Source organism: Vibrio sp. SNU_ST1 (genome assembly GCF_030563405.1).
Lineage (GTDB): Bacteria > Pseudomonadota > Gammaproteobacteria > Enterobacterales > Vibrionaceae > Vibrio.
Window position 1 is genome coordinate 1,222,000 of record NZ_CP130748.1, and the last position, 25,655, is coordinate 1,247,654.

Annotated in this window: 23 protein-coding genes, 1 tRNA gene and 1 pseudogene; 12 read left to right on the plus strand and 13 right to left on the minus strand. The window is 43.7% G+C overall.

Annotated elements, in window-relative coordinates:
• Window positions 1–243 precede the first annotated feature (243 nt).
• From Q5H80_RS05405 to Q5H80_RS05420, 4 genes are all read left to right on the plus strand, one after another.
• Window positions 244–693 (plus strand): L-alanine exporter AlaE, encoded by a 450-nt coding sequence (locus Q5H80_RS05405; protein WP_009846408.1) that lies wholly within the window; start codon window positions 244–246, stop codon window positions 691–693.
• A 180-nt stretch (window positions 694–873) separates the two neighbouring features.
• Window positions 874–964 (plus strand) — tRNA-Ser (locus tag Q5H80_RS05410).
• A gap of 428 nt (window positions 965–1,392) precedes the next feature.
• Window positions 1,393–2,319 (plus strand): LysR family transcriptional regulator, encoded by a 927-nt coding sequence (locus Q5H80_RS05415; protein WP_304569136.1) that lies wholly within the window; start codon window positions 1,393–1,395, stop codon window positions 2,317–2,319.
• A gap of 225 nt (window positions 2,320–2,544) precedes the next feature.
• The gene (locus tag Q5H80_RS05420) at window positions 2,545–3,798 is read left to right on the plus strand and encodes a D-amino acid dehydrogenase (protein WP_304569137.1); all 1,254 of its coding nucleotides are present in this window, start codon (window positions 2,545–2,547) and stop codon (window positions 3,796–3,798) included.
• A 124-nt stretch (window positions 3,799–3,922) separates the two neighbouring features.
• Here the strand turns inward: Q5H80_RS05420 and Q5H80_RS05425 are convergent, their stop codons facing one another.
• The 3 genes from Q5H80_RS05425 to Q5H80_RS05435 form a co-directional block, all read right to left on the minus strand.
• Window positions 3,923–4,852, minus strand: coding sequence for a pyridoxal-phosphate dependent enzyme (locus tag Q5H80_RS05425; RefSeq protein WP_304569138.1), 930 nt, complete (start codon window positions 4,850–4,852; stop codon window positions 3,923–3,925).
• 126 nt (window positions 4,853–4,978) lie between these two features.
• Window positions 4,979–6,277, minus strand: coding sequence for a HAMP domain-containing sensor histidine kinase (locus Q5H80_RS05430; protein ID WP_304569139.1), 1,299 nt, complete (start codon window positions 6,275–6,277; stop codon window positions 4,979–4,981).
• Complete coding sequence (locus Q5H80_RS05435; RefSeq protein ID WP_304569140.1) at window positions 6,274–6,951, minus strand: response regulator transcription factor; 678 nt, start codon at window positions 6,949–6,951, stop codon at window positions 6,274–6,276. The genes Q5H80_RS05430 and Q5H80_RS05435 overlap by 4 nt, the downstream gene beginning before the upstream one ends.
• A 125-nt stretch (window positions 6,952–7,076) precedes the next feature.
• Here Q5H80_RS05435 and Q5H80_RS05440 point away from each other — a divergent pair, with 125 nt between their 5' ends.
• The 3 genes and pseudogenes from Q5H80_RS05440 (at window position 7,077) to Q5H80_RS05450 (ending at window position 10,050) form a co-directional block, all read left to right on the plus strand.
• A complete protein-coding gene (locus tag Q5H80_RS05440) occupies window positions 7,077–8,096 on the plus strand; it encodes a glycosyltransferase family 2 protein (RefSeq protein ID WP_304569141.1) in 1,020 nt (339 codons plus the stop codon).
• The gene (locus Q5H80_RS05445) at window positions 8,093–9,580 is read left to right on the plus strand and encodes a glycosyltransferase family 39 protein (protein ID WP_304569142.1); all 1,488 of its coding nucleotides are present in this window, start codon (window positions 8,093–8,095) and stop codon (window positions 9,578–9,580) included. Before Q5H80_RS05440 ends, Q5H80_RS05445 begins: the two co-directional genes overlap by 4 nt.
• Window positions 9,567–10,050 (plus strand): annotated as a pseudogene (locus Q5H80_RS05450) (GtrA family protein). The gene Q5H80_RS05445 and the pseudogene Q5H80_RS05450 overlap by 14 nt, the downstream one beginning before the upstream one ends.
• A gap of 102 nt (window positions 10,051–10,152) precedes the next feature.
• Here Q5H80_RS05450 and Q5H80_RS05455 read toward each other — a convergent pair.
• Window positions 10,153–12,465, minus strand: coding sequence for a YgiQ family radical SAM protein (locus tag Q5H80_RS05455; protein ID WP_304569380.1), 2,313 nt, complete (start codon window positions 12,463–12,465; stop codon window positions 10,153–10,155).
• A 330-nt stretch (window positions 12,466–12,795) separates the two neighbouring features.
• Here Q5H80_RS05455 and Q5H80_RS05460 point away from each other — a divergent pair, with 330 nt between their 5' ends.
• Both Q5H80_RS05460 and Q5H80_RS05465 read left to right on the plus strand, forming a co-directional pair.
• Window positions 12,796–13,476: a hypothetical protein gene (locus Q5H80_RS05460; RefSeq protein WP_304569143.1), complete on the plus strand. Its 681-nt coding sequence runs from the start codon at window positions 12,796–12,798 to the stop codon at window positions 13,474–13,476.
• 149 nt (window positions 13,477–13,625) lie between these two features.
• Window positions 13,626–13,826, plus strand: coding sequence for a DUF4250 domain-containing protein (locus tag Q5H80_RS05465; protein ID WP_004736508.1), 201 nt, complete (start codon window positions 13,626–13,628; stop codon window positions 13,824–13,826).
• Between the two features lie 232 nt (window positions 13,827–14,058).
• On the opposite strand, the gene Q5H80_RS05470 is transcribed toward Q5H80_RS05465, so the two are convergent.
• Window positions 14,059–14,970, minus strand: a complete 912-nt coding sequence (locus tag Q5H80_RS05470) for a LysR substrate-binding domain-containing protein (RefSeq protein ID WP_304569144.1) — start codon at window positions 14,968–14,970, stop codon at window positions 14,059–14,061.
• A 281-nt stretch (window positions 14,971–15,251) separates the two neighbouring features.
• Here Q5H80_RS05470 and metE point away from each other — a divergent pair, with 281 nt between their 5' ends.
• Window positions 15,252–17,600: a 5-methyltetrahydropteroyltriglutamate--homocysteine S-methyltransferase gene (gene metE / locus Q5H80_RS05475; protein WP_304569145.1), complete on the plus strand. Its 2,349-nt coding sequence runs from the start codon at window positions 15,252–15,254 to the stop codon at window positions 17,598–17,600.
• A 93-nt stretch (window positions 17,601–17,693) separates the two neighbouring features.
• Here metE and Q5H80_RS05480 read toward each other — a convergent pair whose 3' ends face one another.
• The 6 genes from Q5H80_RS05480 to Q5H80_RS05505 all read right to left on the minus strand — a co-directional run bounded on the left by Q5H80_RS05480 (window position 17,694) and on the right by Q5H80_RS05505 (window position 21,596).
• Window positions 17,694–18,092, minus strand: coding sequence for a GspS/AspS pilotin family protein (locus tag Q5H80_RS05480; RefSeq protein WP_304569146.1), 399 nt, complete (start codon window positions 18,090–18,092; stop codon window positions 17,694–17,696).
• A gap of 1 nt (window position 18,093) precedes the next feature.
• Window positions 18,094–18,390, minus strand: a complete 297-nt coding sequence (locus Q5H80_RS05485) for a YciI family protein (protein ID WP_004741234.1) — start codon at window positions 18,388–18,390, stop codon at window positions 18,094–18,096.
• Between the two features lie 460 nt (window positions 18,391–18,850).
• Window positions 18,851–19,249 (minus strand): acyl-CoA thioester hydrolase YciA, encoded by a 399-nt coding sequence (yciA, locus tag Q5H80_RS05490; protein WP_304569147.1) that lies wholly within the window; start codon window positions 19,247–19,249, stop codon window positions 18,851–18,853.
• Window positions 19,250–19,444: 195 nt separating this feature from the next.
• Window positions 19,445–20,065: a septation protein A gene (locus tag Q5H80_RS05495; RefSeq protein ID WP_304569148.1), complete on the minus strand. Its 621-nt coding sequence runs from the start codon at window positions 20,063–20,065 to the stop codon at window positions 19,445–19,447.
• A gap of 109 nt (window positions 20,066–20,174) precedes the next feature.
• Window positions 20,175–20,423 (minus strand): hypothetical protein, encoded by a 249-nt coding sequence (locus Q5H80_RS05500; protein ID WP_192888972.1) that lies wholly within the window; start codon window positions 20,421–20,423, stop codon window positions 20,175–20,177.
• A gap of 285 nt (window positions 20,424–20,708) precedes the next feature.
• Window positions 20,709–21,596, minus strand: a complete 888-nt coding sequence (locus tag Q5H80_RS05505) for a LysR substrate-binding domain-containing protein (protein ID WP_304569149.1) — start codon at window positions 21,594–21,596, stop codon at window positions 20,709–20,711.
• A 181-nt stretch (window positions 21,597–21,777) separates the two neighbouring features.
• Between Q5H80_RS05505 and hisC the strand changes: the two genes are divergently transcribed.
• Together hisC and Q5H80_RS05515 are read left to right on the plus strand one after the other, a co-directional pair.
• Entirely contained in the window at window positions 21,778–22,929 is a 1,152-nt protein-coding gene (gene hisC / locus Q5H80_RS05510; RefSeq protein ID WP_304569150.1) for a histidinol-phosphate transaminase, read from the plus strand.
• 10 nt (window positions 22,930–22,939) lie between these two features.
• A complete protein-coding gene (locus Q5H80_RS05515) occupies window positions 22,940–23,713 on the plus strand; it encodes an ABC transporter substrate-binding protein (protein ID WP_304569381.1) in 774 nt (257 codons plus the stop codon).
• A 244-nt stretch (window positions 23,714–23,957) separates the two neighbouring features.
• On the opposite strand, the gene Q5H80_RS05520 is transcribed toward Q5H80_RS05515, so the two are convergent.
• Together Q5H80_RS05520 and Q5H80_RS05525 are read right to left on the minus strand one after the other, a co-directional pair.
• Complete coding sequence (locus Q5H80_RS05520) at window positions 23,958–25,325, minus strand: hypothetical protein (protein ID WP_304569151.1); 1,368 nt, start codon at window positions 25,323–25,325, stop codon at window positions 23,958–23,960.
• Between the two features lie 19 nt (window positions 25,326–25,344).
• Window positions 25,345–25,617, minus strand: a complete 273-nt coding sequence (locus Q5H80_RS05525; protein ID WP_304569152.1) for a hypothetical protein — start codon at window positions 25,615–25,617, stop codon at window positions 25,345–25,347.
• Between the last annotated feature and the right edge of the window lie 38 nt (window positions 25,618–25,655).

The window sequence follows — 25,655 nt, forward strand, 5'->3', positions numbered from 1 at the left end:
GTTTAATTACGGAAATGCAATGGTGAATCGCTCATTATTTGACCGCTTTGGGTTTTGCTGGTGGAAGTAACTGCTTTTAAAGTGGTTTTTGGTTGTTAATTTACAACTTCATTTTTAATTTGGAATCTATGACTGCTTATCTTGTGATTTAATAGTGACATTATCTGGCCGGGTGTGAGCTCGCCTTGTTTATGTGTTGCTAAATCACTAATTAAGTAGTGATATATTTTAGGTTTGTCGTCAATGAAGTCTCGTGGTCCATTCTGTATTCGAAACGCAGCTGCGGATACATTCGCTATGGTTGTTTTCTGTTTTATTTCTGGCATGATCGTTGAAGTGTTTATTTCTGGTATGACGTTTGAGCAGTCTCTTGCTTCTCGAACGTTATCTATTCCGGTAAACATAGCTATCGCTTGGCCTTATGGAGTCTTTCGTGATTGGTTCTTGCGTAACGGCGCAAAGCTTTCACAAAGCTCATTGATGAAAAACTTGTCTGACTTGGTGGCGTACGTGTTATTCCAGTCACCTGTGTATGCCGGTATTTTATTGGCAGTTGGTGCTTCAAGCGACCAGATTGTTACGGCTGTAACCAGTAACGCTGTTATCTCATGTGGTATGGGCGTGCTGTACGGTTATTTCTTAGATATGTGCCGTAAATGGTTTAGAGTTCCGGGCTACTATCAACAAGCATAAGAAAAGCAACAAGCGTAAGTACAACGATTGAATGAAATTTGGTTTGTTTTTGATCTAATGAGTTAATTTGTAATCGAACAAACTGAAAAAGGCACTTTTTTTGATAATGCCTCTTGACCAAAGCGAGCAGAATCAATAAAGTAGCGCCTCGTTGAGTGACAAGTTCAACGCACAATTTGTGGAAGGATGGCTGAGTGGCTTAAGGCGCTCGCCTGGAAAGCGAGTATACGTTTATAGCGTATCTGGGGTTCAAATCCCCATCCTTCCACCACTATTCAAAACCCTAGCAGAAATGCTGGGGTTTTCTCGTTTTAGAGCACCTATATTCTATCTCTATCTCTATCTCTATCTCTATCTCTATCTCTAGCCCAAAGTCCTTTGCCTAGTTATCACGTCTTCCTGAGCTATTTATGACCACTTGTTTACTGTGATTGGTATTACTCAAGTGAAAGCAGAATCACACAGATGCCCTGTCATCGAAAATGTTTCGTTAAGCGGTTTCAAACAGGGCTCTCTAAGCTCTTTCCATCTGTTTATCAAGAGTAGGTCGAATAAACGAGCATGAGCCTTTAGCTGCTTTGAAGTGACTCGGTGCACAAGTTAGTAAGTGTAAACACGTTCTTGATAAAATGGGATACATGTTCGCAGCCAATTTGTGAGACGCTTGATCTAGTGTCAGCCGAATCAAAAGGAAGTTGAATGCATCACTTTAATATCCGCGCTCTTGAGTATTTAAACGCGTTGTCTAAGTATGGCTCATTGCGTAAGGCATCCAAGATGATGAATGTTGACCCTGCTGCAATGAGCAGAATGCTGACACAGCTCGAAGCGCAAGCGGAAATGAAAGTATGGGAGCGCAACAACCGACAATCACTGTTGACTGAGGCGGGTAATGAACTGTTGCATTACTACCGTTCTATTGTTCGTGGAGAGGCTGCAGTGCTTGCTCGACTAACCAAGCTCAAAAACCTCAAAGGAGGTAATGTCAGTATTGCCATCGGTGAAGGGTTTATTACCAACTTGGTGTCAAAGCCGATGCAAACCTTCATGACTCGTTATCCTGATATCAATCTTTCTATTGAGATTGCTGGTGCATTGGATGCAGTCAAGATGTTGGAAGATCAACAGATCGATTTCGCGATTACTTATGCTTCTGCACCGCACCCTAAACTGCACTCACATGTTGAACGTAGCCATCCGCTCGAATTGATTGCTCCGAAGGGGCACTTCCTTACGATGAAAGAAGCACCAGTGGTAATGCAAGATATTCAAGAAGCGTCTCTTGCCTTGATCGATAACTCGACCGGTATGGGGAGGCTGGTAAAGCAGGCCGAACAAATTTCCCATCTTACCTTGCAGCCGAAGCTTCAAACCAATTCGGTCACTGCACTGACTAACTTTGTCTCAGCAGGGTTGGGTGTAACCTTTATGCCTAAGCTCACGGTGATCGATGAGATAAAGTCAGGACAGATTGAAGTGGTTGCGACCGAGTTGGAGATGCTATCGAAGGCGACGGTTAAGGTTCAATCTTTAAAAGGCCGCGCACTCACGCTACAGGCCGAAACCTTGTTAGATTTCTTACTTGAAAACGCCACTTTCTTGAGTCATGACGCTTACAATATCTAAGAATAGTAGATTTACTTAGCGACTCCTTCTAAGCGTCCAAATACCGCCAATATCACAGTTCCAAACTACCGAATTCGTTTTTAAGTCGAATTGAGTTTTTATCAACACCCCCTCTATTGTTAAGTCAACATGCGCGGAATAAGTTACAAATTATTAACGAAACGAGTTTTAGACTGACAGCTGTGTTCGAAAGGTTTTGGTTTTGTCGGGCATTAGGGGAAGAGAATGGAAGTTATTGTAATTGGCAGTGGTGTTATTGGATTGACTAGTGCTTGGTACCTGGCGAAGGAAGGTCACTCGGTCACAGTTATTGATCGTCAAGATAGCAGTGGTAAAGAAACCAGTTTTGCGAATGCAGGGCAAATCTCTTATGGCTATTCTTCACCATGGGCAGCACCGGGTATCCCATTGAAAGCGATGAAGTGGCTTACCCAAGAGCATGCGCCTCTAAAAGTGAAACCGTCACTTTCTCCGGAATTAGTTGCTTGGGCGACTAAGATGCTGGCCAACTGTAACGAAGCCAAGTACGCCATGAATAAGTCACGCATGTTAAGAGTGGCAAACTTCAGTCGAGAGTGTCTCACTCATCTAAGAACCAGTGAAGATTTGGCTTATGAGGGCAGGCAGAAAGGCACCTTGCAAGTATTCAGAAGCGAGAAGCAACTCGATGCTATTCAGCAAGATATGAAGCTGTTGAAAGAGAGTGGGATCGAGCACTCGCTGTTTGATGTTGACCAGTGTCTGTCAGTGGAGTCGGGTTTAGCGGACGTTAAAGACAAGCTGGTGGGCGGCTTATACTTACCTCATGATGAAACCGGTGATTGTCATCAGTTCTGTTTAACCTTGACTGAGAAAGCCAAGCAACTCGGTGTTCAGTTCGTGTTTGATACAGAAGTGGTCAAGCTCAATTATCAGAATCAAACCATTGAGAGTATTACAACGACTCAAGGCGAGTTTAAAGCGGACGCTTACGTGGTCGCATCGGGCAGTTATTCTCGAGACTTGCTTAAGCAAGTGGACTTGTCTATTCCTGTGTATCCAGTGAAAGGGTATTCGTTAACACTACCGATTGCGAATGCAGATAAGTCACCAACCTCGACTGTTATGGATGAAACCTACAAAGTAGCGATGACTCGTTTTGATGACCGAATTCGTATTGCGGGTACGGCAGAGCTTGCGGGTTTTAATTATCTTATCCCTGAAAAACGCAAAGCCACGATCGATATGGTGATAAAAGATCTTTTCCCACAAGCGGGTGACTTTTCTAAGGCTGAATACTGGACTGGATTAAGGCCAATGACGCCGGATGGCACGCCTATTATCGGTAAAACTCCGATTAAGAATCTGTTTACCAATACGGGCCATGGAACATTAGGTTGGACAATGGCATGTGGCTCTGGAAAGATCTTGGCAAGCGTCGTGAGTAACTGTGATACCAACATAAAAGTAGATGATTTGAGTATTTGTCGTTACCTTTAATTGCAACGGACTCAAAATTAATAATAGGCGATAGAAGCGTATACAAGTAGCCACTGCAATGGAGGGCAGTGACATGTAAAACTAGCGAGTGGCTGAGGTTTGTCTAGAGAGTCACAACAGGCGATCACCAATGCCCGTCGCTATTGCTGATACACATATCCGGATACTTACGCTGATAGCGTGGCAACATCGATTCATTGCCTAAGATGCCGCCTTGATGGATATAGATGACGGTTTTGGTTGGGTTGTCTTGTTGCCATTGTTCCAAGCATTGCCACATCAAAGGGTCATAGAGCAGGTCAAATTCAATGTCGGTTTGCTCTTGTAGATCTAACCAAGTTTGATAATCCTGTTGATACAACTTACCAAAGTGGTGCTTGGCCTTGAACGTTAAAATCTGCGGGTGATCGGTCTCACCAAGTTCATTGAATTGTTGCGTTAAGTACTCATTACCACCCACACACGCACAGGTTAACACCGGAATGTTGTGCACTTTTAAATGCTTATGAAGATAGAGAGCAGTACTGCCGGTGCCTGCTGGCAGTGCAACCACGAAATCGTGCTTGTTTTCGAAGCGCGTCCAGCTGAGTATTTCCATCGCCAGTTGCTTCACGCCATATTCAGAAAGCTGAGAACGCCCACCTTCAGGCAATACAATGCAATGAGAATCTGGCTGTCTTATTTGCTCAATATATTGTTGTGGATGAAGATCAGAGCCTGTTTCTTTGATTGAGATAACCTTAGCCCCAAGGTCTACAGCGCCACGGTAATTGCCGATTGGACGTTCTTGTAGCCATTGAGGAAGGTGGTCGACGTAAAACTCAAGCTTCCAGCCTTTGATTTTTGCAAGTGCGGCTAGCGAGAACAAGGAGTTAGCTTGAGCGGACCCATAGCTTATTAGAGTGGTGGTGTTTGGGTGATCGTCTTCGAGTAGTTTCATGAACTTTCTGGCTTTATTGCCGCAAAAGTGGGAGTGAAGCTTATCGTCTCGCTTTAAGAAAAAGGTGTGATCGTTGTATTGATGCTGAGTTACAGGGCTATTATTTAGTTTCATCGCACTTAGACAAAATGCTGACTCAGAGCCAGCATTTTTAAATCAAAAAGGACTACTGAGTATCTAGTAGCTAGCGAGCGCTGTAAACCAACTAAATCAAGTTTTCATCGGGTATTGAGCTTCGTATTATGAGTTTGCTTGCTTTAATGTGGATAAGGAGGAATCTGTCTGAAAGGCGATTCTTGCAGTGCACCCTCCAGAGTTGCGATTGACCAACTCAAACTCCCAATGGAAGCGTTGGCACAAGTCGTCGACAATCAATAAACCTAATCCATGACCGTTTGGGTTGTACTGTTCCTGAAGGCCTTCGCCTTGGTCTTCAATCACAATACTCTGTTCGGACAGGGTAACCGTGACAGTGCCACTATTGGTCGCTGCAATGGCATTTCTCAACAAGTTTCCGACCAACATGTTCATTATCGCGCTTGTGGCTTGAATTATAGGCTCAGATTGAATGTGAAGGGATATCTCGACTTGCTTCTCATCTGCTTGTAATGAATTCTTGGAAACGATAGCTTCCAACTCTTGCTGACTAAACAAACGCAGCGGTGCATCGTCACTGTTTCTTTCATAACGGACTAAACCGAGCAGGGCATCGACCATTTCTGACATCTGGATAATGGCTTCATCAATGCGTTCGACCTGACGAGATTGAAATTCCGTTGTTTCGCTTCTTAATAGCAATTTATTCGCACCACGAGCAACAGTTAGTGGTGTTCTTAACTCATGGCTGGAGTATCGAGCAAAGGCTTGTTCACGCTTGAGCAAGGAGTTGATCTCTCGACGATACTGATTCAGTTGATCTGTTAGCTGACGAAATTCAACTGCCGCATCATCACTCACACCAAACTCTTCGTTGAGGTTGAGCTTATTCGATTCAAGCTGCTCAGACAAAGAGTTGAATGGCTCAATCAGTCGTTTTGACAGTCGATAGAGCAGAGCACCAAAACTAAAAATTAAGATAGAAAGTAACGTGAGCACGAAGGCGGTCGCGTACACAAGTTCAGAAATAGCAAATTCAACACGGTCTATTTCGGAAAGTAGGATTATTGGGTGGGTTTTTCCTTTGTCAGAATATTCACCTACATAGACCATTCGTGACTCTGGCTCTTCGCCGATCTCTCCGAGAAAGCTCTCTTTATTTGCAATGAGCTTATAATATTCGGGAGGTACGAATGACGGATCGTTATAGGCGACGGTCAGGTCATCAATTCTTAACTCACCACTTTCTCCGGCTTGGAATAATCCGACGGCGTAATTGCGGTCAATCAAGATGCGTCTTTCACCGACTCGATCTTCAGACATGTAGAGCGCGGCAACAAAAACCACATAGACGAACGCAGACACAATCACGGCCATTAGCCCAAAGAAAACAGCTAAGCGGCCGGTGAGGGTTTTAGTGCTTGTCAGAAAGTTGGAAATCAATTCGATGACTCCAAGCGGAATCCTATTTTAGGAACCGTAATCAACATCTGATTGTCAAAAGGCTTGTCGAGTTGATTTCGTAATTGATAGATGTGACTGCGCAGCACATCATTATTGGGTTCATCTTCTTCCCATAATTTGTAGGAGATATCTTCACGAGTCACCACTTCCGGTGCGTTTTGGCAGAGCATCTCAAGTATGGTGTAAGTGGTTGGGTTTAGCGCAAGAAGCTTGTCTTGGCGGTAAGCTTTACGGGTTTTTTGGTCGATGGTGAGTTCACCGAACTGAAGTTTTGAAGAGGCTACTTTTCCGCGGTAACGACGAACTAGTGCGTTCATTCTGGCTTCCAAAATATCCAAATCAAAAGGTTTGGTTAGATAGTCATCGGCACCATGCTCAAACCCTTTCAACATATCATCGCGGCTATCTAGCGCGGTCAGCATCAAAATAGGTGTCGCGTTGCCTTGGTCTCGCAGTTTATTACAAACCGTGAGGCCGTCCATTCTTGGCAACATCAGATCCAATATGATGATATCAAATGAGTTTTCCAACGCGAGTTGCAAGCCAAGTTCACCATTGTCCGCGTAGTCGAGCTCCATGCCAATACACTCAAAATAATCAAACAAGACACCTGCGATTTCACGGTTATCTTCGACTAATAGAACTCGTTTCATTTTGATTCTCATACAGAAATAGACGGTAACATTATCCTGAGTGAGCGTGAAAAATATGTCAATAACATAACTTTCACTTGTGGGAGGGTAGATTGGCTTCAGATTAAAAAATAGAAGAACGTATTATGTCTGAACTTCATATTAGCCGCCCTAAAATCTCCACATCACGGATTAATCCCACTGTCTCACTATCGCTCATTGTACCGTTTTACGATGAACAAGAGGTGTTAGAAGTGTTTCATTCTCGCCTCACTAAAGTTCTCGATAGCTTACCGATTACGAGTGAGATTGTTTATGTTGACGATGGCAGCAAAGACAACAGCTTGGACTTGGTGAGTTCATTCACTTCAATCAATAGCTCAATCTCGGTGATTGGTTTAAGCCGCAACTTTGGTAAAGAGTCAGCGATGAGCGCTGGTCTTGAGCATTGCCGTGGACAAGCGGTGATTCTGCTAGATGCAGACTTACAAGATCCGCCTGAGCTTATCCCGCAAATGATCGCTAAATGGCGTGAAGGCTATGATGTAGTCAATATGCAGCGCAGCCAGCGTGATGGTGAAACGTGGTTTAAGACGTTTTCAGCAGCGAGCTTTTACAAACTAATGAATGTGGCTGCGAAGATTGATGTTCCAGAAAATGTGGGTGATTTTCGACTGTTAAGCCGAGAGGTTGTCGACCATATTAACCAACTACCTGAACGTAACCGTTACATGAAAGGCATCTTTTCTTGGCCGGGCTTTCGACAAGCAACGATTCAGTTTAAGCGCGATGCTCGCTTCTGCGGTGAAACCAAGTGGAACTACTTGAAGTTGATTGGCTTGGCGATGGATGGCATCACATCATTCTCTATCCGACCATTGCGTATTGCGACGGCCGTTGGTGGTTTAGTAGCTCTTACTGCTTTTGTGTATGGCGTTTTCATCGTATTCAAAACCATGATGTTTGGTGAACCAATCATGGGTTATCCGTCAATGATGGTCGTGCAACTTGCTCTTGGCGGCATTCAACTGTTGAGTATTGGCTTAATGGGGGAGTACATAGGTCGTATTTTCATCGAAACCAAGAATCGTCCTTTGTACCTGATCCAATCGGTGGTCGATACGCCCGCATTGAAAACACATTTTAAATTAGAGGAATCAGCATGAGCCTGAACAGAACGCACCTATGGTATTTGTTGGCTTTTGCACTGGTTTTAAGGCTCTTATCTTTGGCGACTTATCCGTTAATGGATACCACTGAAGCGCGCTATGGAGAAATGGCGCGCTTGATGGTAGAAACTGGTAATTGGTTAACCCCTCAGTTTGATTACGGTATTCCTTTTTGGGGTAAGCCACCGTTGTTCACATGGATGAGCGCTATCGGTATTGAGTTGTTTGGCTTGAGTGAGTTTGCGGTACGTGCTCCGCATTGGTTAGCAGGTTTCGCGACGATTCTATTAGTCGCGTATATGGCGAAGCGCAAGGGGCAAAGTGCCTTAGTGGCGGCTGTTGTATTGGCGACATGTGGAATTTTCTCTATCGCCGCGGGTGCTGTGATGACCGACATGGCGTTAACGTTAGCCATGACTATCGCGATGCTGGGCTTTTATTTATGTTGGCTCGGTGGAGAAGACTGTAAAGCCGAAGGAAGTGAGAGAACCAATAAAATATGGGGTTACGTTGGATTTGTAGGCTTGGCGTTGGGCCTGCTTGCAAAAGGGCCAGTTGCGATTGTGATCATGGGTATCGCAGTTTTCCCTTGGTTAGTATTACAACATGGCTTGTCTGGGGCTTTTAAAGTGTTGTGGCAACGCTTTCCACTGTTGTCAGGTTTAGGTGTCATGCTGGCGATTGCCTTGCCTTGGTACATTATGGCTGAAATGGCAACTCCAGGCTTTATTGATTACTTTATCGTAGGCGAACACTTTAAGCGTTTTGTTGTGAGTGGTTGGGAGGGCGATTTATACGGTTCTGCTCATGATGAAACCAGAGGCATGATCTGGGTGTTCTGGATTCAGGCTGCTGCGCCGTGGTCGATTGTATTACCTATTTTAACTTTCGCTCGTCGCAAGAAAATTGTGGAAATTAACGCTGAGAATAGTGGGTTGTTTTCATTCCTTGTCTGTTGGTTGATTTCGCCACTGCTTCTTTTCACTATGGCGGGCAATATTCTCCCTGCGTACGTACTGCCGGGGATTCCAGCTCTTGGGATGCTGGTTGCTATACTTGTGGTGGAAAAAGATAAGAAGTGGTTTTCGAGTGTGGCTTTGGTGCTACCTGTGTTACTGATGATTGCTATGGTTTACCTGAACCTAGGTAAGGCGAACGAGAAAAGTGACCGTATTATTTTTGAACAGATTATGGATTCTGCGCCAAGTTTTTATGTGGGTAAACGACCATTCTCAGGGCAATTTTACAGTCATGGGCAAGCGAAAAAGCTTCTTGATATCGAGCAACTAAATGGCATCGATAAATTCTATTTGATCGGCCATAAAGCGGAAGTGGAAATTAAGATCAAAGAGAACGCATTAACGTGTATTCTGGAACCGACGGTCAAGATTAAGCGTGCTTTGTTCAGCTGCCATAACCAGAGCAACACACCAAATTTTTCGTTGAATCATATTGAAAGTGAAAATGATGTTCAGCGCTAACTCAAGGCTACGAATGTTCAATGACAAGCTTCAAACACATAGCCAAAGACTACAGTCCCACCACAAGATGGTTCGATTTGCTGTAGTTGGTGTTGGTGGGTTTGTTGTTGATTGCTTGGTTTGTTGTTGATTGCTTGGTTTTTGCATTGCTGCATTATGTTGTTGGGCTGCCTTTAATGGTTGCACGAATTGGCTCCTTTATTGCTGCTGCAACGACGACGTGGTTGGGTAATCGTATACTGACTTTTGAATATAAAGGGCGAGGTCATTGGTCTGAGAAGCTGATTCAGTGGCAAAAGTTCATGTTTACCGCATCGATATCGGCGGTACCTAATTTGCTGTGCTTTAAGCTGATGACGGAATCACTTCCTACATTTATCGGATCTGTTTTTATCGCAATGGCAGTGGGGACTCTGGTCGGAATGGTCACCAATTACCTATTTAGCCAGTATTGGGTGTTTACTCGTTAGACAAGTCAGTGAGACTTTTGATGAGTTGGCAAAAATAAAAAAGCGCAGCTAAATAGCTGCGCTTTGTGTTTTTATCATAGCGAAGTCAATGGGTTCGCTATATTAACGTTGTGCTGCGCGTTGGCGATTCTTGCCGTTACTCGCAGGTTTACCACCTTGACCATTACTCGCTTTGTTACGGTTTGGTTTGCTGTTTCCACCGCCATTACCTTGCGATTGCTGACCACCTGGACCTTTTTTAATGAAGCCAGTCGCTAGTTTACGACCGTTACCATTGTTGTTACCACCAGCGTTTTGGTTGTTGCTGCTGTTAGCATTACCTTGGTTACCCGTTGGCTTCTTGCCGCCCGGTTTAGGTTTATTGCCACCTGGCTTGTGGTTGCGTGGGCTTTCGCCACCAAGACCTGGCTGAGACTTACTGTGTTTAGTCGCAAAGCGCTGTGAACCGTGACGACCAGACTTACGACGCTGTGCCGGTGTCTGAGCTTCAAAATCTTCTTCTGGTACTAGACAGTTTGCTTTGTCACCAATTAGGTGCTTTTTACCCATGCTGATCAGCGCTTCACGGATGATCTTCCAGTTTTCCGGATCATGGTAACGGAGTAGTGCTTTATGCAGACGACGTTGACGATCGCCTTTCGGCACAGGAACATCTTCACGTTTCTTATATTTCACGCGCTTCAGAGGATTGGTCTCTGAGTAGTACATCGACGTTGCATTACACATTGGCGATGGGTAGAAGTTCTGTACTTGGTCACACTCGTAGTTGTGCTTTTTCAGCCACATTGCAAGGTTAAGCATATCTTCATCTTCTGTGCCCGGGTGAGCCGAGATGAAGTAAGGAATTAGGTACTGTTTCTTGCCAGCTTCAGCGCTGTACTTCTCGAACATTTCTTTGAAGCGATCATAAGTGCCCATGCCTGGTTTCATCATCAGATCCAGTGGACCTTTTTCAGTATGCTCAGGAGCAATCTTCAAGTAACCACCTACGTGGTGAGTTACAAGCTCACGAACGTATTCTGGAGATTCAATTGCTAGGTCGTAACGAACACCAGAAGCGATCATGATCTTCTTAACGCCCTTGATCTTTCTTGCAGAACGATACAAATCGATCGTGTGTTTATGGTCGGTGTTTAACTTGTCACAAATCTTAGGGAATACGCATGAAGGTCGACGACAAGTTGCTTCAGCCTTAGGAATCGAACAACCTAAGCGATACATGTTGGCTGTCGGACCACCCAAGTCAGAAATTGTGCCGGTAAACCCTGGCACTTTGTCTTTGATGTCTTCAATCTCTTCCAAAATCGATTCTTTCGAACGGTTTTGAATAATACGGCCTTCGTGTTCGGTAATCGAGCAGAATGAGCACCCACCAAAACAACCACGCATGATGTTAATTGATGTCTTAATCATGTCGTATGCTGGGATCTTCGCTTTGCCGTACATTGGGTGCGGAACTCGAGCGTAAGACAGGCCAAATACGTGGTCCATCTCTTCCGTTGTTAGAGGAATCGGTGCTTGGTTAACCCATAACTCACGGTCGCCATGGCGCTGAATGAGTGCTCGGCCTGAGTGTGGGTTGGTTTCTAGGTGTAAAATACGACTAGCGTGTGCATACAAAATACGGTCGTTTATCAGCTTTTCAAACGCAGGTATACGAATAGCGGTTGTTTTTGAGTCGTGGCGAGATGGACGAATGACGATTGGTTCTGCTTTTGGCTCTTCGTCCTTCTTGGTATCACATTGAGTTTCCACTTCATATGGATTCACTGGAACGTAAGCTTTGTTCGGCTTTTCGATACGAGAAGAGTCGATGATCTTGAAGCCTTCAGGGGCTGCAGCGATATTAATTGCAGTACCACGGATATTGGTCAGCGTAGACATGTCTTCGCCGTCAGCAATACGGTGTGCCACTTCAACTAGCGCGCGCTCTGCATTACCAAAAAGAAGGATGTCTGCTTTCGCATCGAACAGTACGGAACGACGAACTTTATCTGACCAGTAGTCGTAGTGAGCAACACGGCGCAAACTTGCTTCAATACCACCAAGCACGATTGGCGTGCCTTTGTAGGCTTCGCGACAACGTTGAGAGTAAACCAGAGTTGCACGGTCAGGACGCTTACCCCCTTCATTGTTAGGAGTGTAAGCATCATCGTGACGTAATTTGCGATCAGAGGTGTAGCGGTTGATCATGGAGTCCATGTTACCCGCTGTAATGCCGAAGAATAGGTTAGGTTTACCTAGCTTCATGAAGGCATCTTTATTGTCCCATTTTGGTTGCGCAATAATGCCCACGCGGAATCCTTGAGCTTCAAGAAGGCGACCAATGATAGCCATACCAAAGCTCGGGTGATCGACATAAGCATCACCAGTTACAATAATAATGTCACAGCTATCCCATCCAAGAGCATCCATCTCCTTTCTACTGGTAGGCAAAAAAGGTGCAGTTCCGTAGCACTCGGCCCAGTATTTTTTGTGTTCGTGAATAGGAGTGATATCGCTGTACATATTTCAACCTCTGATTTTTGAGGCGGGAATTATAGCGGCATGAGACTAGACTAGCCAGTAGAACATGCCCCTGTTAGTTTTGATGTCTTTCGTATTTTTACGGTACATGGCGACAGAAGAGCCATACATCAGCATAGTTGAAGCCTTGAATAACGTCGCTAATTTGTGATTTTGATTAGTGTTCGCATCAGTTTTTGATATTATTCGCGAAAATAAGTTTGAAGAAGTAGATCCACAATGGTCGAAACGTTATTAGTACAATTTGCTCCGATGCTATTAGGAGCCCAACTGATCTTAACCCTCATCTTAGTGAAAGGGGATATTTGCCCGGGACAACGTGGCCGCATTCACAAGATGTTGCCTGCAATTGGCGTGCTTTGGCTTGCTGTTGCCTCATTAAGAATTGAAGCATTTCTTGTCGTGTTCGCGATCTTTTATTTCTATTCTCAAGTTCAAACCAAGAAGACTCGAGATTCTGGCCCTATTTGGGTGATGTATTTAGCTTGTGGTTTAGCACTGTCATACGTTGCTATTCAAGCGACGGAGCAAGCAACCACTGTCGGTATTATTACCACTTTATTACTCGTGGTTTTATTGGGGGCTGCGTTTGGTCATTTACTACTGACGATTGCAAGAACACGCTTACAGGCTTTTCACCGTGTTCTGCCTGTTGTTGGTGTGCTGACGGGGATGTTGGTGGTTTTGGCGACGGTCATCAATGTTTACTCTCTGTCTGAAGCTCAATTGGAGCCAATGATTTCAACTCTGCTGTTTAGCTTTGCTTTGCTAATCTCAGCTATCGTGGTGTGGTGTTGGCATCTATTGTTCGTCAAAGCCCCTGAAAAGCTTCAGCTAACGATTTCGCTGTTGATGTTATTGGCGGCTGCTGTGGGTTTAACGCCAGTTTGGGCGCTTTAGTCGTGCACTTTCATTCATTACGTACGATCATTAATCACGTACTCTCATTTATCAGGTACGCTCGTTAAGAAGTGTGACCTGTTTTTTAGCATGGCGTTGGTAAGCGTTCTAAACTTAATTCTAGTCGGTGTGTTCGTAAGGAGTACGAGATGGATTTAAGCAACGTCAAAGGTTTCGATAGCATTATCTTGCTTGGAATCGTGAATGAAAAACTTCGCTTAGAGTGCGATAGCTTTGAAGAGCTGATCAGTATGTATGAAATGGATATAGAAAGTGTCGTGGGCAAGCTTGATATGTTGGGCTATCAATACGACCCATTGACTAACCAGTTTAAGTCTTATCCAAGATAAACAGCAAACTAGTGCATTTTCTATCGTGAGTAAGCCCGTTATCGTTAATGAACCAATTCTCATTAATCAGCAGGGACTGCGAATGAATAGTACCGTTAATGAATAAGTATCGTCATCTTCGGTACTAACGCTAAAATTAAAAGAAAAAGTCACAGATAACCTGTGACTTTTTTGTTTTTGGCGCTGGCCTATCAAATTCATCGTAGGTTTAAATTCGCCCAACAATGAATCTCTAAACGACTTCAATGCCGTCTAGGTGGCTCTTACTTTGCTGTCTTGCTGTGCTAAAGAACGCCTGTAGATATCGCTTGTCTTTCTCAGAATTTCTTACCGCTGCAAACAATCTTCTTGAAAGCCCTTTGCCCAATGGCTTGCTGGCTATCAAGCCTTGTCTTGAAAACTCACTGATCGCCCAGTTTGGTAACGCTGCAACCCCCAAGCCGGCCGATACCATTTGCACCAGCATCAATGTGTTATCTGCTTGTTTCCATTTTTTTGGTTCAACGCCACCTGGTTGTAAAAAGTGCTTCACTACATCGAGACGCTGTTTTTGAACTGGATAAGAGAGCATGGTTATATCGCTAAGATCTTGCGGTTCTATGCTCTGTTTTTCTGCCAAAGGTGAGTTGATTGCGGTGATCAAACGCATCTCAAAATCAAAGAGTGGTTCGTAGTGAACCTCAGAGCGAGGCTGAATGTCTGATGTGATTACCAAGTCGAGTTCGCCTGCCATTAGTGCGGGTAGGGGTTCAAAGCCAAACCCTGACGAAAAATCAAGGGTTACACTTGGCCAAGCAACTTGGTACTCCTTCAAAGCGGGCATTAACCATTGGAAGCATGAGTGACACTCGATCGCCATGTGCAATCGACCATTCACATCTTCTTTTAGGCTTGCGAGTTCGTTTTCAGCTTTGGCGATTTGTGGCTGTATCTCATCAGCCAGTTTTAACAAGATTTCGCCTTCCGAGGTGAATTTAACCGGCCTTGTTTTACGCAAAAAGAGCTGACCGCCAATACGGGCCTCAAGGTCTTTCAATTGGTGAGAAAGTGCCGACTGAGTCAGATGAAGAGAAGTTGCAGTTGCCGTTAGCGAGCCACTGTCTCTCAAGGTGGTCAATGTTCGAAGGTGTTTAAGCTCTATCATGAGTATTCCTCATATTCCCTAAGCCAGTTCAATATTTCTTAATAATCACCCTACGGTGTTTTCTTCCGTTTGTAAACGTCTGGATGTCCAGATGGATTTAATAAATTAGCGGCTAGATTATTAAAGATGAAAATTATTAATAAACAAGATGAATATTTGGACCTTGTTCATCGTTCAGATTAGAGCGATAGTTTAGCCATCCAGACGCCTCAGTTGAAAGTTAAAACTACGAACTAAACCGTCTGACCGGAAATTAAAATTATCGAATAAGGAACAGACTCATGACGACAACAACGCATATCCTTGGCTACCCACGTATCGGTGAAAAACGCGAACTCAAATTCACTCTCGAGAAGTACTGGCGTGGTGAGATTGACCAATCAGAACTTAAGCAGCTCGGCAGCGAGTTAAGAAATCGTAACTGGAATGTACAAGCTGAGGCGAATCTAAGCTTTGCAACTGCGGGTGACTTCGCATGGTATGACCATGTACTAACTACGACTCTACTTCTAGGCCACGTTCCCAAGCGTCATGCTGGTGGATCTGAAGATGAAAAAGCCTTCCCTGATTTAGATACTTTATTTCGTGTCGGTCGCGGCCAGTCTCAAGTTCAGTCTACTTGCTGCGGTGGTACGCATACGTCTAATGACGGCACTAAAGACAGTTCGGCTGCTTCCGACATGACCAAGTGGTTCAACACTAATTATCACTACATTGTTCCCGAGTTCAGCAAAGATGACTCTTTTGAAGTAAGTTGGCCTCAACTGTTTGATGAAGTGAATGAAGCCATTCAAGCTGGGCATAAGGTCAAGCCAGTCCTTCTTGGCCCGTTGTCTTACTTGTACTTGGGTAAAGAAGTAGAAGAGGGCTTTGATCGCTTAGCCTTACTTCCACGCCTTCTTACTGCCTATCAAGCGATTTTAGCTAAGCTTGCCAAGTTGGGTGTTGAGTGGGTGCAAATCGACGAACCTATTCTGTCGCTTGAGCTTGAAAAACAGTGGGCCGATTCATTCAAACTGGCTTATCAAGTGATTCAAGGCGATGTAAAACTACTACTTACCACTTACTTTGATTCGGTAACGGACACGTTAGATAAAATCGTAGAACTGCCTGTCAACGGTTTACACGTCGACTTAGCAGCAGCACCGCAGCAACTCGATGAAGTGGTAAATAGGCTACCTGAAGATTGGGTGCTTTCTGCGGGAGCAATCAATGGACGCAATGTTTGGCGAGCTGATTTAGCCGCGCAGCTAGAGTTGTTGCAACCTGTGAAAGATAAGTTAGGAGATAAATTGTGGGTCGCAAGTTCATGCTCGTTACTGCACAGCCCGGTTGATTTGGAGTTAGAAAAAACGCTCAGCGAAGAAGTGAAGAGTTGGTTTGCCTTCGCAAAACAGAAAGTGACCGAGGTGAGCTTGTTGGGTGCGGCGTTAGACGGCGATCAAAATGCCATTTTGGCGTGTGAGACTTACAGCCAACCAATTGTTGCTCGTAAGAGCGCGACTCATGTAAACAAGCCCCAAGTTCAGGCTCGTATCAATACCATTACCAAAGCGTTAGCAGATCGCAGTGCACCCTATGTAGAGCGTGCACTGCATCAGTCAAAGGTGCTGGGTTTACCCTTGTTACCAACGACAACCATTGGTTCGTTCCCACAAACCGGGGAGATTCGTCTTCAGCGTAGTGCTTACCGAACTGGCAAACTGAATGAAGCGGAATACACAACCGCATTGAAAGGTCATATTGCTGATGCTGTTAAGCGCCAAGAAGCCTTAGATTTGGATGTGCTTGTGCATGGTGAGGCGGAACGCAATGACATGGTGGAGTACTTTGCAGAAAACCTAGCAGGCTTCCAAACGACTAAGTTTGGTTGGGTACAAAGTTATGGCTCTCGTTGCGTGAAACCGGCGATTGTGGTTGCGGATATCGAGCGTGAAAAACCAATGACGGTAGAATGGTCGACCTACGCCCAATCACTGACTTCTAAGCAGATGAAAGGCATGCTGACAGGCCCTGTTACTATCTTGTGTTGGACATTCCCACGTGAAGATATCACGCGTAAAGAGATCACTAACCAATTGGCGTTTGCTCTGCGCGATGAGGTGTCTGATTTGCAAGATGCTGGCATCAACATTATTCAAATCGATGAGCCTGCAATTCGCGAAGGATTGCCACTGAAAAAGCGTGACCATGCAGAATACTTAGAGTGGGCTGTGGATGCCTTTAAGATTTCAGCGGCGAGTGCTAAACCAGAAACTCAGATTCATACCCACATGTGTTACAGCGAGTTCAACGAGATTATTGACTCAGTCGCGGCATTGGATGCGGATGTGATTACCATTGAGACTTCTCGTTCAAACATGGAACTACTGAAAGCGTTTGAAGAGTTTAATTATCCGAATGCGATTGGACCGGGTGTTTATGACATTCACTCACCAAACATTCCTTCAGAAGAGTGGATTGTTGATTTACTTAAGAAAGCGGCAGAAAAAATTCCAGCAGAACGTTTGTGGGCAAACCCTGATTGCGGGCTGAAGACACGTAACTGGGCAGAGACAGAAGCGGCGCTAGCTAACTTAGTTTCGGCGACGAAGACACTACGTAAGGAATGGGAGTCAGCTGAGGCATAATTCAGTCTAAGGTTTTGATTGCTTCATAAAACAAAGGCCTCGCATTTGCGAGGCCTTCTGGTTTTATGCTTGTTCGAATTTCTAATTTCGAATCTAGTTACTGCTCTGACACGTCTCTTTACTGATCAGCTTTTCAACCATCAGTTGTCCGCGAGTGTTGCGAATCTTGATGTTGTAAGCCAGTCCCATATCGAGGTTTGCTCTTACTTCAGAGTTAGTGCAGTAGCTATTTACGCTCATGTTTACAACTTGGTTTAAAGGCTTAGCACCTTTTGCATCTTGGTTGTAGATCATCATGATTTCGACAACGGTGTTCTTAGCAAGCACACGCATGATAGACAGAGGACCATACTCAATGGGTAGGCCTGCTGATAATACGCCCGCACGGTGGTGAGCCATCATCTCTAACTGTCTTTGCTTATCTTGTTCACTTGTTGAGCTACAGCCTGCGAGTAGGGCAATAGCCAGTGAGCTTATAATCCATTTTTTCACGTTAAAATACTTTTTTGAATGGTTTAACAATTACATTTTGGTAGACACCAGCATCAATGTACGGGTCAGCGTCAGCCCATGCTTGAGCGTCTTCCAAAGAGTTAAATTCCGCGATCACAGTTGAACCTGTGAAGCCAGCTTCGCCAGGGTTATCTGAGTCAATTGCTGGCATTGGACCTGCGGTTAACAGTCGGCCTTCATCGTGAAGTGTTTGTAGGCGTTCTAGATGTTGTGGGCGAACACTTAGGCGTTTTTCTAATGAGTTTTCGACGTCTTGAGAAAAAATCACGTACCACATGTTGAGATATCCTTATGTTACTTCACTGAATTAGAGCGATTAAATTAGTTATCTGGCTAATTTACGCGAACTAATCGGTATTGGAAGAGTTAATGATAAGAAATTGTGAAATGGTGCGAGAGAGCAGTATGGTCGTTAGGGCGTGTTGACCTTTTGTGGTTAAATTTTGTTCGAGGTAAAAGCGTTTTAATCGCGGCGAGGGGGAAGTCGCCTAGTCATTCTAAGCAAATCTCCCTCAACAAAGAGTAAAACGCTTTTAGCTGAACCCTTCGGGCAGCGTTTGCTGGTTATTTCTACTACGTTATCGGCTTCTTATGGAGGCTAGCTACACATCAAAGCCTCTGTCTTGTATAAATACCCAGCAATTCGCTGCAAAAATCAGCTCGAAAGGTCAATGCGCCCTAGTAATTTCATTTGCTGAAACTAAAGACCACTTACATGGATAGCTTAGTGAAAAGTACTATTTGTTGATTGGGCGAGGTTTACCGCTTTCGCCCACAGCAACGTAGTTGAATGTTGCGCCACACACCTTGTAACGGTCACCGATACCGTGATCAAGTACAGGCTTAACCCATACTTCTAGGTCGATATTCATCGAGCTACGACCAATCTTAGTGCAGTCACCATAAACACACACAACATCACCCACTGAAACCGGCTGTTTGAACTCGATACTTGATACTGAAACAGTGACTATCTTACCGTTAGATATCTCTTTCGCCAGTATGCCGCCAGCAAGGTCAAGCTGAGACATTATCCAACCACCGAATATTTGGCCTGCTGCATTAGTATCAGAAGGCATCGCCAAAGTGCGAAGAAGTAAAGAACCAATCGGGTTCAAAGTTGATTGAATAGTCATTGTTGTACTCTTAATGGTATTGATTGTTTTAAATTTAAATAGATGTGTTTGTGGGGCTCGCGGTGGTTATATTTTTAACGTATTCACCGAACACAAACAATCAGTGGCCAATGATCACGAGTATCATTGGCCACTGTTAAATCGCATATTGATAATAATTGTATCAAAAAGGGGATGAGGACTCATCCCTAAGGGTTATTTCTCGTCGGTATTTTTACCTGAGAGCTCTTGTTGCTTATCGTTTTGTGTTTCTTGGCCTCTTTGCTGAAGCTGATCTTCTGGTAAATGCTGGTCTTTTGGCAAATGTTTATAGATATAAACACCCGTTAACAAGGTAAACGCGAAGGTTGCGATGAGCAGACCAAACACTTTGAAGTTGACCCACACATCCAATGGCAGGTTGAAAGCAACGTAAACGTTGAGAACGGCACATAGAATAAAGAACAAAGTCCATGCCCAGTTGATCTTGCCCCATACCGCGTCAGGTAGTGATATCTCTTTACCCAACATACCTTTAATCGCTGACTTGCCCATGATGTGACTGACCGTCAGGCCGATAGCAAACAGTGTGTAAACGATGGTGACCTTCCATTTAATGAAGTTGTCATCGTGCAAAAATATGGTCATGCCACCAAATACGGCAACCATTAGAAAGGTGATGATCTGCATTTTTTCTACTTTCTTGTAGATGAAGTACGTCAAAATAATTTGAACTGCAGATGCAATGATCAAAGCACCGGTCGCGGTATAGATGTCGTGCATCTTATAAAGCGCAAAGAAAATAATGAGAGGAATGAAATCAAGAATTTGTTTCATGTGGACTGAATATCCGGTTAGTTGAGTTACCGACAGTCTAACTAAAATTGTCTCGATGCTAAATAGCCCGAGACAATTGGGTAGTAAACAGATTTAAGTTGGTAGAAGCTCAACGCATCGACGACGTTTGGTAGCGAGGAATTAACTTCTTAATATCTTCTAAGTAGCCTTCACTTTTTAGGTTATCTAAGGTGTTTTCCAATTCTTGCTCGCTCATGGCAAAGCATGTCGATTTTCCCGTCGTAAGGTCTAGATATTCGTGATATTCACGCTCTGTAAAGTGACCAATTCTGTCGATCAACAGAGTTTTAATTCCGTGGTGAATTAAGCCGTAATACGTATGTCTTTGTAAGGTCATAGCCTATCCTCCGTGACAAGCTGCAGTGAAACTGATGCAACCTGCTGTATATTGGTTGGGTTATCTATGACAAAGCAATTCGAATGCCATTTAATCCATTGGGGTAGAATTTGTGACGTAAAAAGTTTAATTAATCTTCTTTTCAACTAGTTAAAGAAACGTTCGTTCTATTCTCAAAATACAAATACGCAGCGAGCGTAAAATAGTTTCATTTTGAGAATGGTAAAATTCTCATTATGACGGTCTATTAAAGCTATCGTGGGGGCCTACCAAAGATGATTGCCGCTAATCGACAAGCCAATCGACTAAGGTTGATAACGACGTATTTTGACGATTCTTGGGTTGCAGTAAGAAGTAACCATTTCCAGAGAAAACACTACCTTCACTCACTTTCACCAACCTACCTAAATCGATGTCTTGCTTAGCGAGAGTGATATCGCCAATCGCAATCCCAAAGCCCTGTATCGCGGCGTTCATCGCTTGATCGAGTGTCGCGAATTGCTGGTTTTTCTTGCTTGAAAGGTCATGACTTCCAATATGTTCTAACCAAAGTCGCCAATCACTCTGCTCATTGTTGGCGTGTAGCCAAGTGTATTGAGCGAGTTTATGTGGCTTGATTAGAGAAGAGGTACCACTGGTAAGGTGACTGGGTTTGATGCTTTGCGCTTGGCAGACGGGCGCCAGTTGCTCGTTGAACAAGAGTTGGCTAACAATCGATTGTTGGCTAGGCTTCTTGCCATAGGTAATGACGGCATCAAAAGGGTCAAAGCTTGGTTCAAAAACGTGCTTGATAGTGGACGTTAGCTCGACATCAATCTCAGGATAGGCTTGCTGAAAAGACATTAATTTAGGTAACAGCCAAGAGGTAATACAGCTGGGAGCGTTGAGTTTGATCTTAGAGGGAGAACTTGCGACTTGATTGAGAGCCGATTGCAGTTGATGAATCGTTCCTTGTATCAGGGGAACCAGTTCTTCGCCTTTCGGCGTTAAAGACAATCCTCGAGCATGTCGATAGAAGAGATCACAGCCAAGGCTTTCTTCAAACGACAATACCTGACGACTCACTGCGCCTTGCGTAACATTGAGCTCATGTGCCGCTCGCGTAAAGTTGAGGTGCCTTGCCGTCGACAAGAACGCGAGCAAGGTTTTGGTTGAAGGAAGAGTGCGATTCATATCTTTACCTATGATTTTTAATCATGGCTATTATGTGATTATTTCGATTCATTTATCAATAGTGTTCTGTTTGAATGTAAATACTTAGTCATCATTTGTGATTCAATATGTGTATAGGTTGCATTTTTTGAATATAGAGGCAATGGTGAAGGCGTTGTGATTTTGTAAAAGGGATAGCTTCTTGACATCTTTTATCGATAGCTTGGTACCTCAGGCTGTAAAAAAATTAATACCTTATCAATCGGCAAGAAGAATTGGTGGTGATGGACGAGTCTGGCTAAACGCCAATGAATTGGAAAGCTCGCTGTTTCAAGGAGAAGCAAGCCACAATCGATACCCAGATTTTTTACCGCAAGATATTGCCAAAGCTTATCAAGCGTATTGCGGAACTGCTGCTGCAACCGTTGCGGTTCGTGGTGCAGATGAAGCGATAGACTTACTGATCAGAACATTCTGTAAGCCGGCGAGCGACAATATACTTATCTGCTCTCCAACGTATGCTATGTATGAGTTTTGCGCCGATGCATTGGCGATAAATACCTTGGACTCTCCATTGCAGGAAGATTTCAGTCTTAACGTCGCTGATATCGTGAATAAAGCGGAACTGGCTAATATCGTGTTTCTTTGCTCACCAAATAATCCAACGGGCAATGTGATCCCCAAATCGGATTTGATTCAGGTGCTGGAAGGGACAATCGGGAAATGTCTAGTGGTGGTGGATGAAGCGTATATCGAATTTGAACCACAAACTTCAGCGGTGAGCCTTATTGAGCGTTATCCGCATTTGGTTGTGATTCGCACCTTGTCTAAGGCGTTTGGACTGGCTGCGGTGCGATGTGGCTTTATCTTAGCGAGTCAAAATGTGATGCAGTATGTCGCTAAATTAATTCCACCGTATCCAATGCCAGATTGCTCATCTCAAATAGTGCTAGACGCATTGTCTGATGAGCGAGTTTCAGTGATGGAAAACGCGACTCTAAAATTGGTCGAGCTACGTAACTGGTTTGCTTGTGAGTTAACGCAGTTTGATTTCATCGAGTCTGTTTACCCTTCATCGACGAACTTTATTTTGCTGCGTCAAAAACCTGGGCATCAAGTGTTCAGTGTATTGGCGAAGGATGGCATTGTGACAAGGAATCAAAACCATGAACCTGCTTTGCGTAACTGTGTTCGAATCAGTATTGGTGGCCAAGAGAGCATGCTAGAAGTGATAACGTCACTGACACGCTACCAAACCGAGTTACAGCAGACTCAACAAGATCAGCAAAAACGACAGCATCAACAAGATCAACATATAGAAACTCAATCTCAACTCGATAAAGATCATATCTAGGATGGCAATGATGAAAAAGATAATACTAGGACTCGCTTGTGCGGCCGCTTTACTTGGTACAACGGTACAGGCGAAAGAAATCCGTTTGGCGTCAGACTTTACGTATCCACCATTCAACTATAAAAACAGTGACGGTGTGCCTGTCGGGTTTGATATTGAGATAGCTGACGCTTTGTGTGAGCAGGCTAAGCTAGACTGTACTTGGGTTTCACAAAGTTGGGACTCGCTAATTCCAAGTTTGTTGGCAAGAAAGTCAGATGTGATTATGGCTTCGATGCGTATTACTGAAGAGCGTAAGCGCAAGATCTTGTTCACGGATAAGTATTACCAAACGCCAGCTGTATTTGTTGCTGCCAAAAGTGCGGAGTTCAGTGTTGATGAGACGGGTCTAGCAGGCAAAACCATCGGTGTTCAGCAAGGTACGATTCACGATCGCTACGTAACCGACAAGTTTGGCGATATGGTAAACATTAAGCGTTACACCGGACAAGATGAAGTTTATCTGGACCTGCAAAACGGCCGCCTAGATCTAACCTTCGGTAACTCAGATCAACTGTCATTGGCTTTCTTAGACAAGAAAGAAGGTGAAGGCTTTGAATTCAAGGGTAAAGCGGTAACCGACAAAGCCTACATTGGTGAGGGGACGGCGTTAGCACTAAGAAAACAGGATTCAAAATTGGCGAAACAGTTCAATGCCGCTATTGAAGAGATCAGAGCGAATGGTACCTACGACAAGATTGCAGCTAAGTATTTCACTTTTGATATCTATGGCAGTGATCTGTAGTCGGCCTAGAATCTAGAATCTAGAATCTAGAATACGGAAAACGAAATCCGAGAGCTGTGAGGCTCTCGGATTTTTATTGTTCCTTCGAACTTAATACTTAGATACTTAGATACTTAGATACTTAGATACTTAGATACTTAGTTAGGAAAGAGGAAGTCGAAGTACAAAAAAAGCCACTCTAACGAGTGGCTTGGGGCAGGACATTAAGGCAGTGTCTTGCGATTAATTGTATTCGATGATCTGATTAGTATATTTTATTCCAATCAGCAAGAATCACATCGCTATTGTCGTAACTGATAGCTTCTGCAGTAACCTTAGATATTTCATTTAACAATTGAACATCTTCTGCGTCCGTCACTGTGACAGGGGCAATAACTTCTGAGCTGTCACTTTTTTTCAGTATTGCGTAAGAATTATTGGTTAGAGTTGTTTTAACTTCCAAAGATGAATGGACGTTGCTTTGATATAGCGGTTTTGAAAGAGAAAATTCACCAACTAAGTTTGTTGCTTTTAGCTGTTCAGCATTGAATTTAACGCCATTAATCCCATCATGATAATAACGACCATGGATCAATGAGTCTTCGAATTTGAAAGCATCGATATATAGAGAGGTAGTTTGGTTTGGAGTCTTTGCTTCATAGTTTACTTGAACAAAGTATTCGGTTTCGGTTGAATTTTCACTCACAAAACCAGGGATTAACTTACCTCCAGATTCGACTGCACTTGAAGCGACCGAGACTGTGCCATAGCCAAATTCAGCACGGCTCTCAACTTTAAATTTCTCGTCGTCACTATTACACTTTTGACATACTACATTAGTGTACTTTGAAAAAGAGTCTGCTGCGTTAGCGGAGTCTTTTTTAACTTGAGCACGCCTAAACAAGCCAGTTCCTGGAGTGTCATCACTTGATGTTTGATAGAAAGTAAAAGATTCATACTGTTCTTCAGGATCATCACTAAAGTTATAACTGTTTTCAAGAATGTAGACTAACTCACCGCCACTATTACCTACGCTAGAGCTGTAAGCAATAATTTCTGATGGGATAGAAGATTCAAAATCTGATTTTGTTGTGTTCTTGGTTAACTTATTTGCCCAGTTACTTGGATCTTGACATTCGCCTTTAAGAGCAAAATAGATAATAGAGACGGGTAACGTAGTAATACTATTTGCTGAACCATATTGATCGACGACATAATCAATACCAGGCCAATCTTTTGCCTCTATGTTTTCGGCAATACAAAAATCCATCACCTCTTTATCGACACCTTGTGTCTTAGGGTTTTTCTTTAAGTAGTCGACAACAAAACCAACTTCCTGAGAAGCATCGATTAGCTCTTGTCTCGTTTCTAATGGAAGCTGAGTATTTTGGGAACCGGTTGTCAAAGAAGTCAGCAACGCACTTGGGGACGTTTTTAATTGCTTAACATTTGTCGCATCCATGTAAAGTGCAGCAGAGTCAAAAAATGAGGCTTTAAGCTTAGTTGTAATCATCTCATCTACGCTACTACGCATGTTCTCACCGACTTCATGTGCACCATTGTAGTGGGCGTTAACGATAGATGAAGAGAATAAGCTTATACAAATGGTTGAAGCTAAAACTGTTTTTTTCATAATACTAATCCTTCAATATCTATTGTTTAACTTGACTGAATTTAGTCGGTGTCGAAATAGATAGACTCGTCTTACCGACTGGTAAGTTCATAATCGTATCAACGCCTTCAGAACTCAGTTTTTTTGATTGCAAATCTACCGTGCTCAGTTTTTGATCTAGATTGGTTTTAGTAGGAGTCACTTTCTGAGTTTGAGTGGTTGTCGTTTTCTTTGAATTGTTAGAGCTATCACCTCCACAACCGATTAAAGCTATGGGTAATATAATTGCGCTGATTTGTAGAAATTTAATCATAGTGATGGAACCTCATATAACATCGGTGAGACCAACCC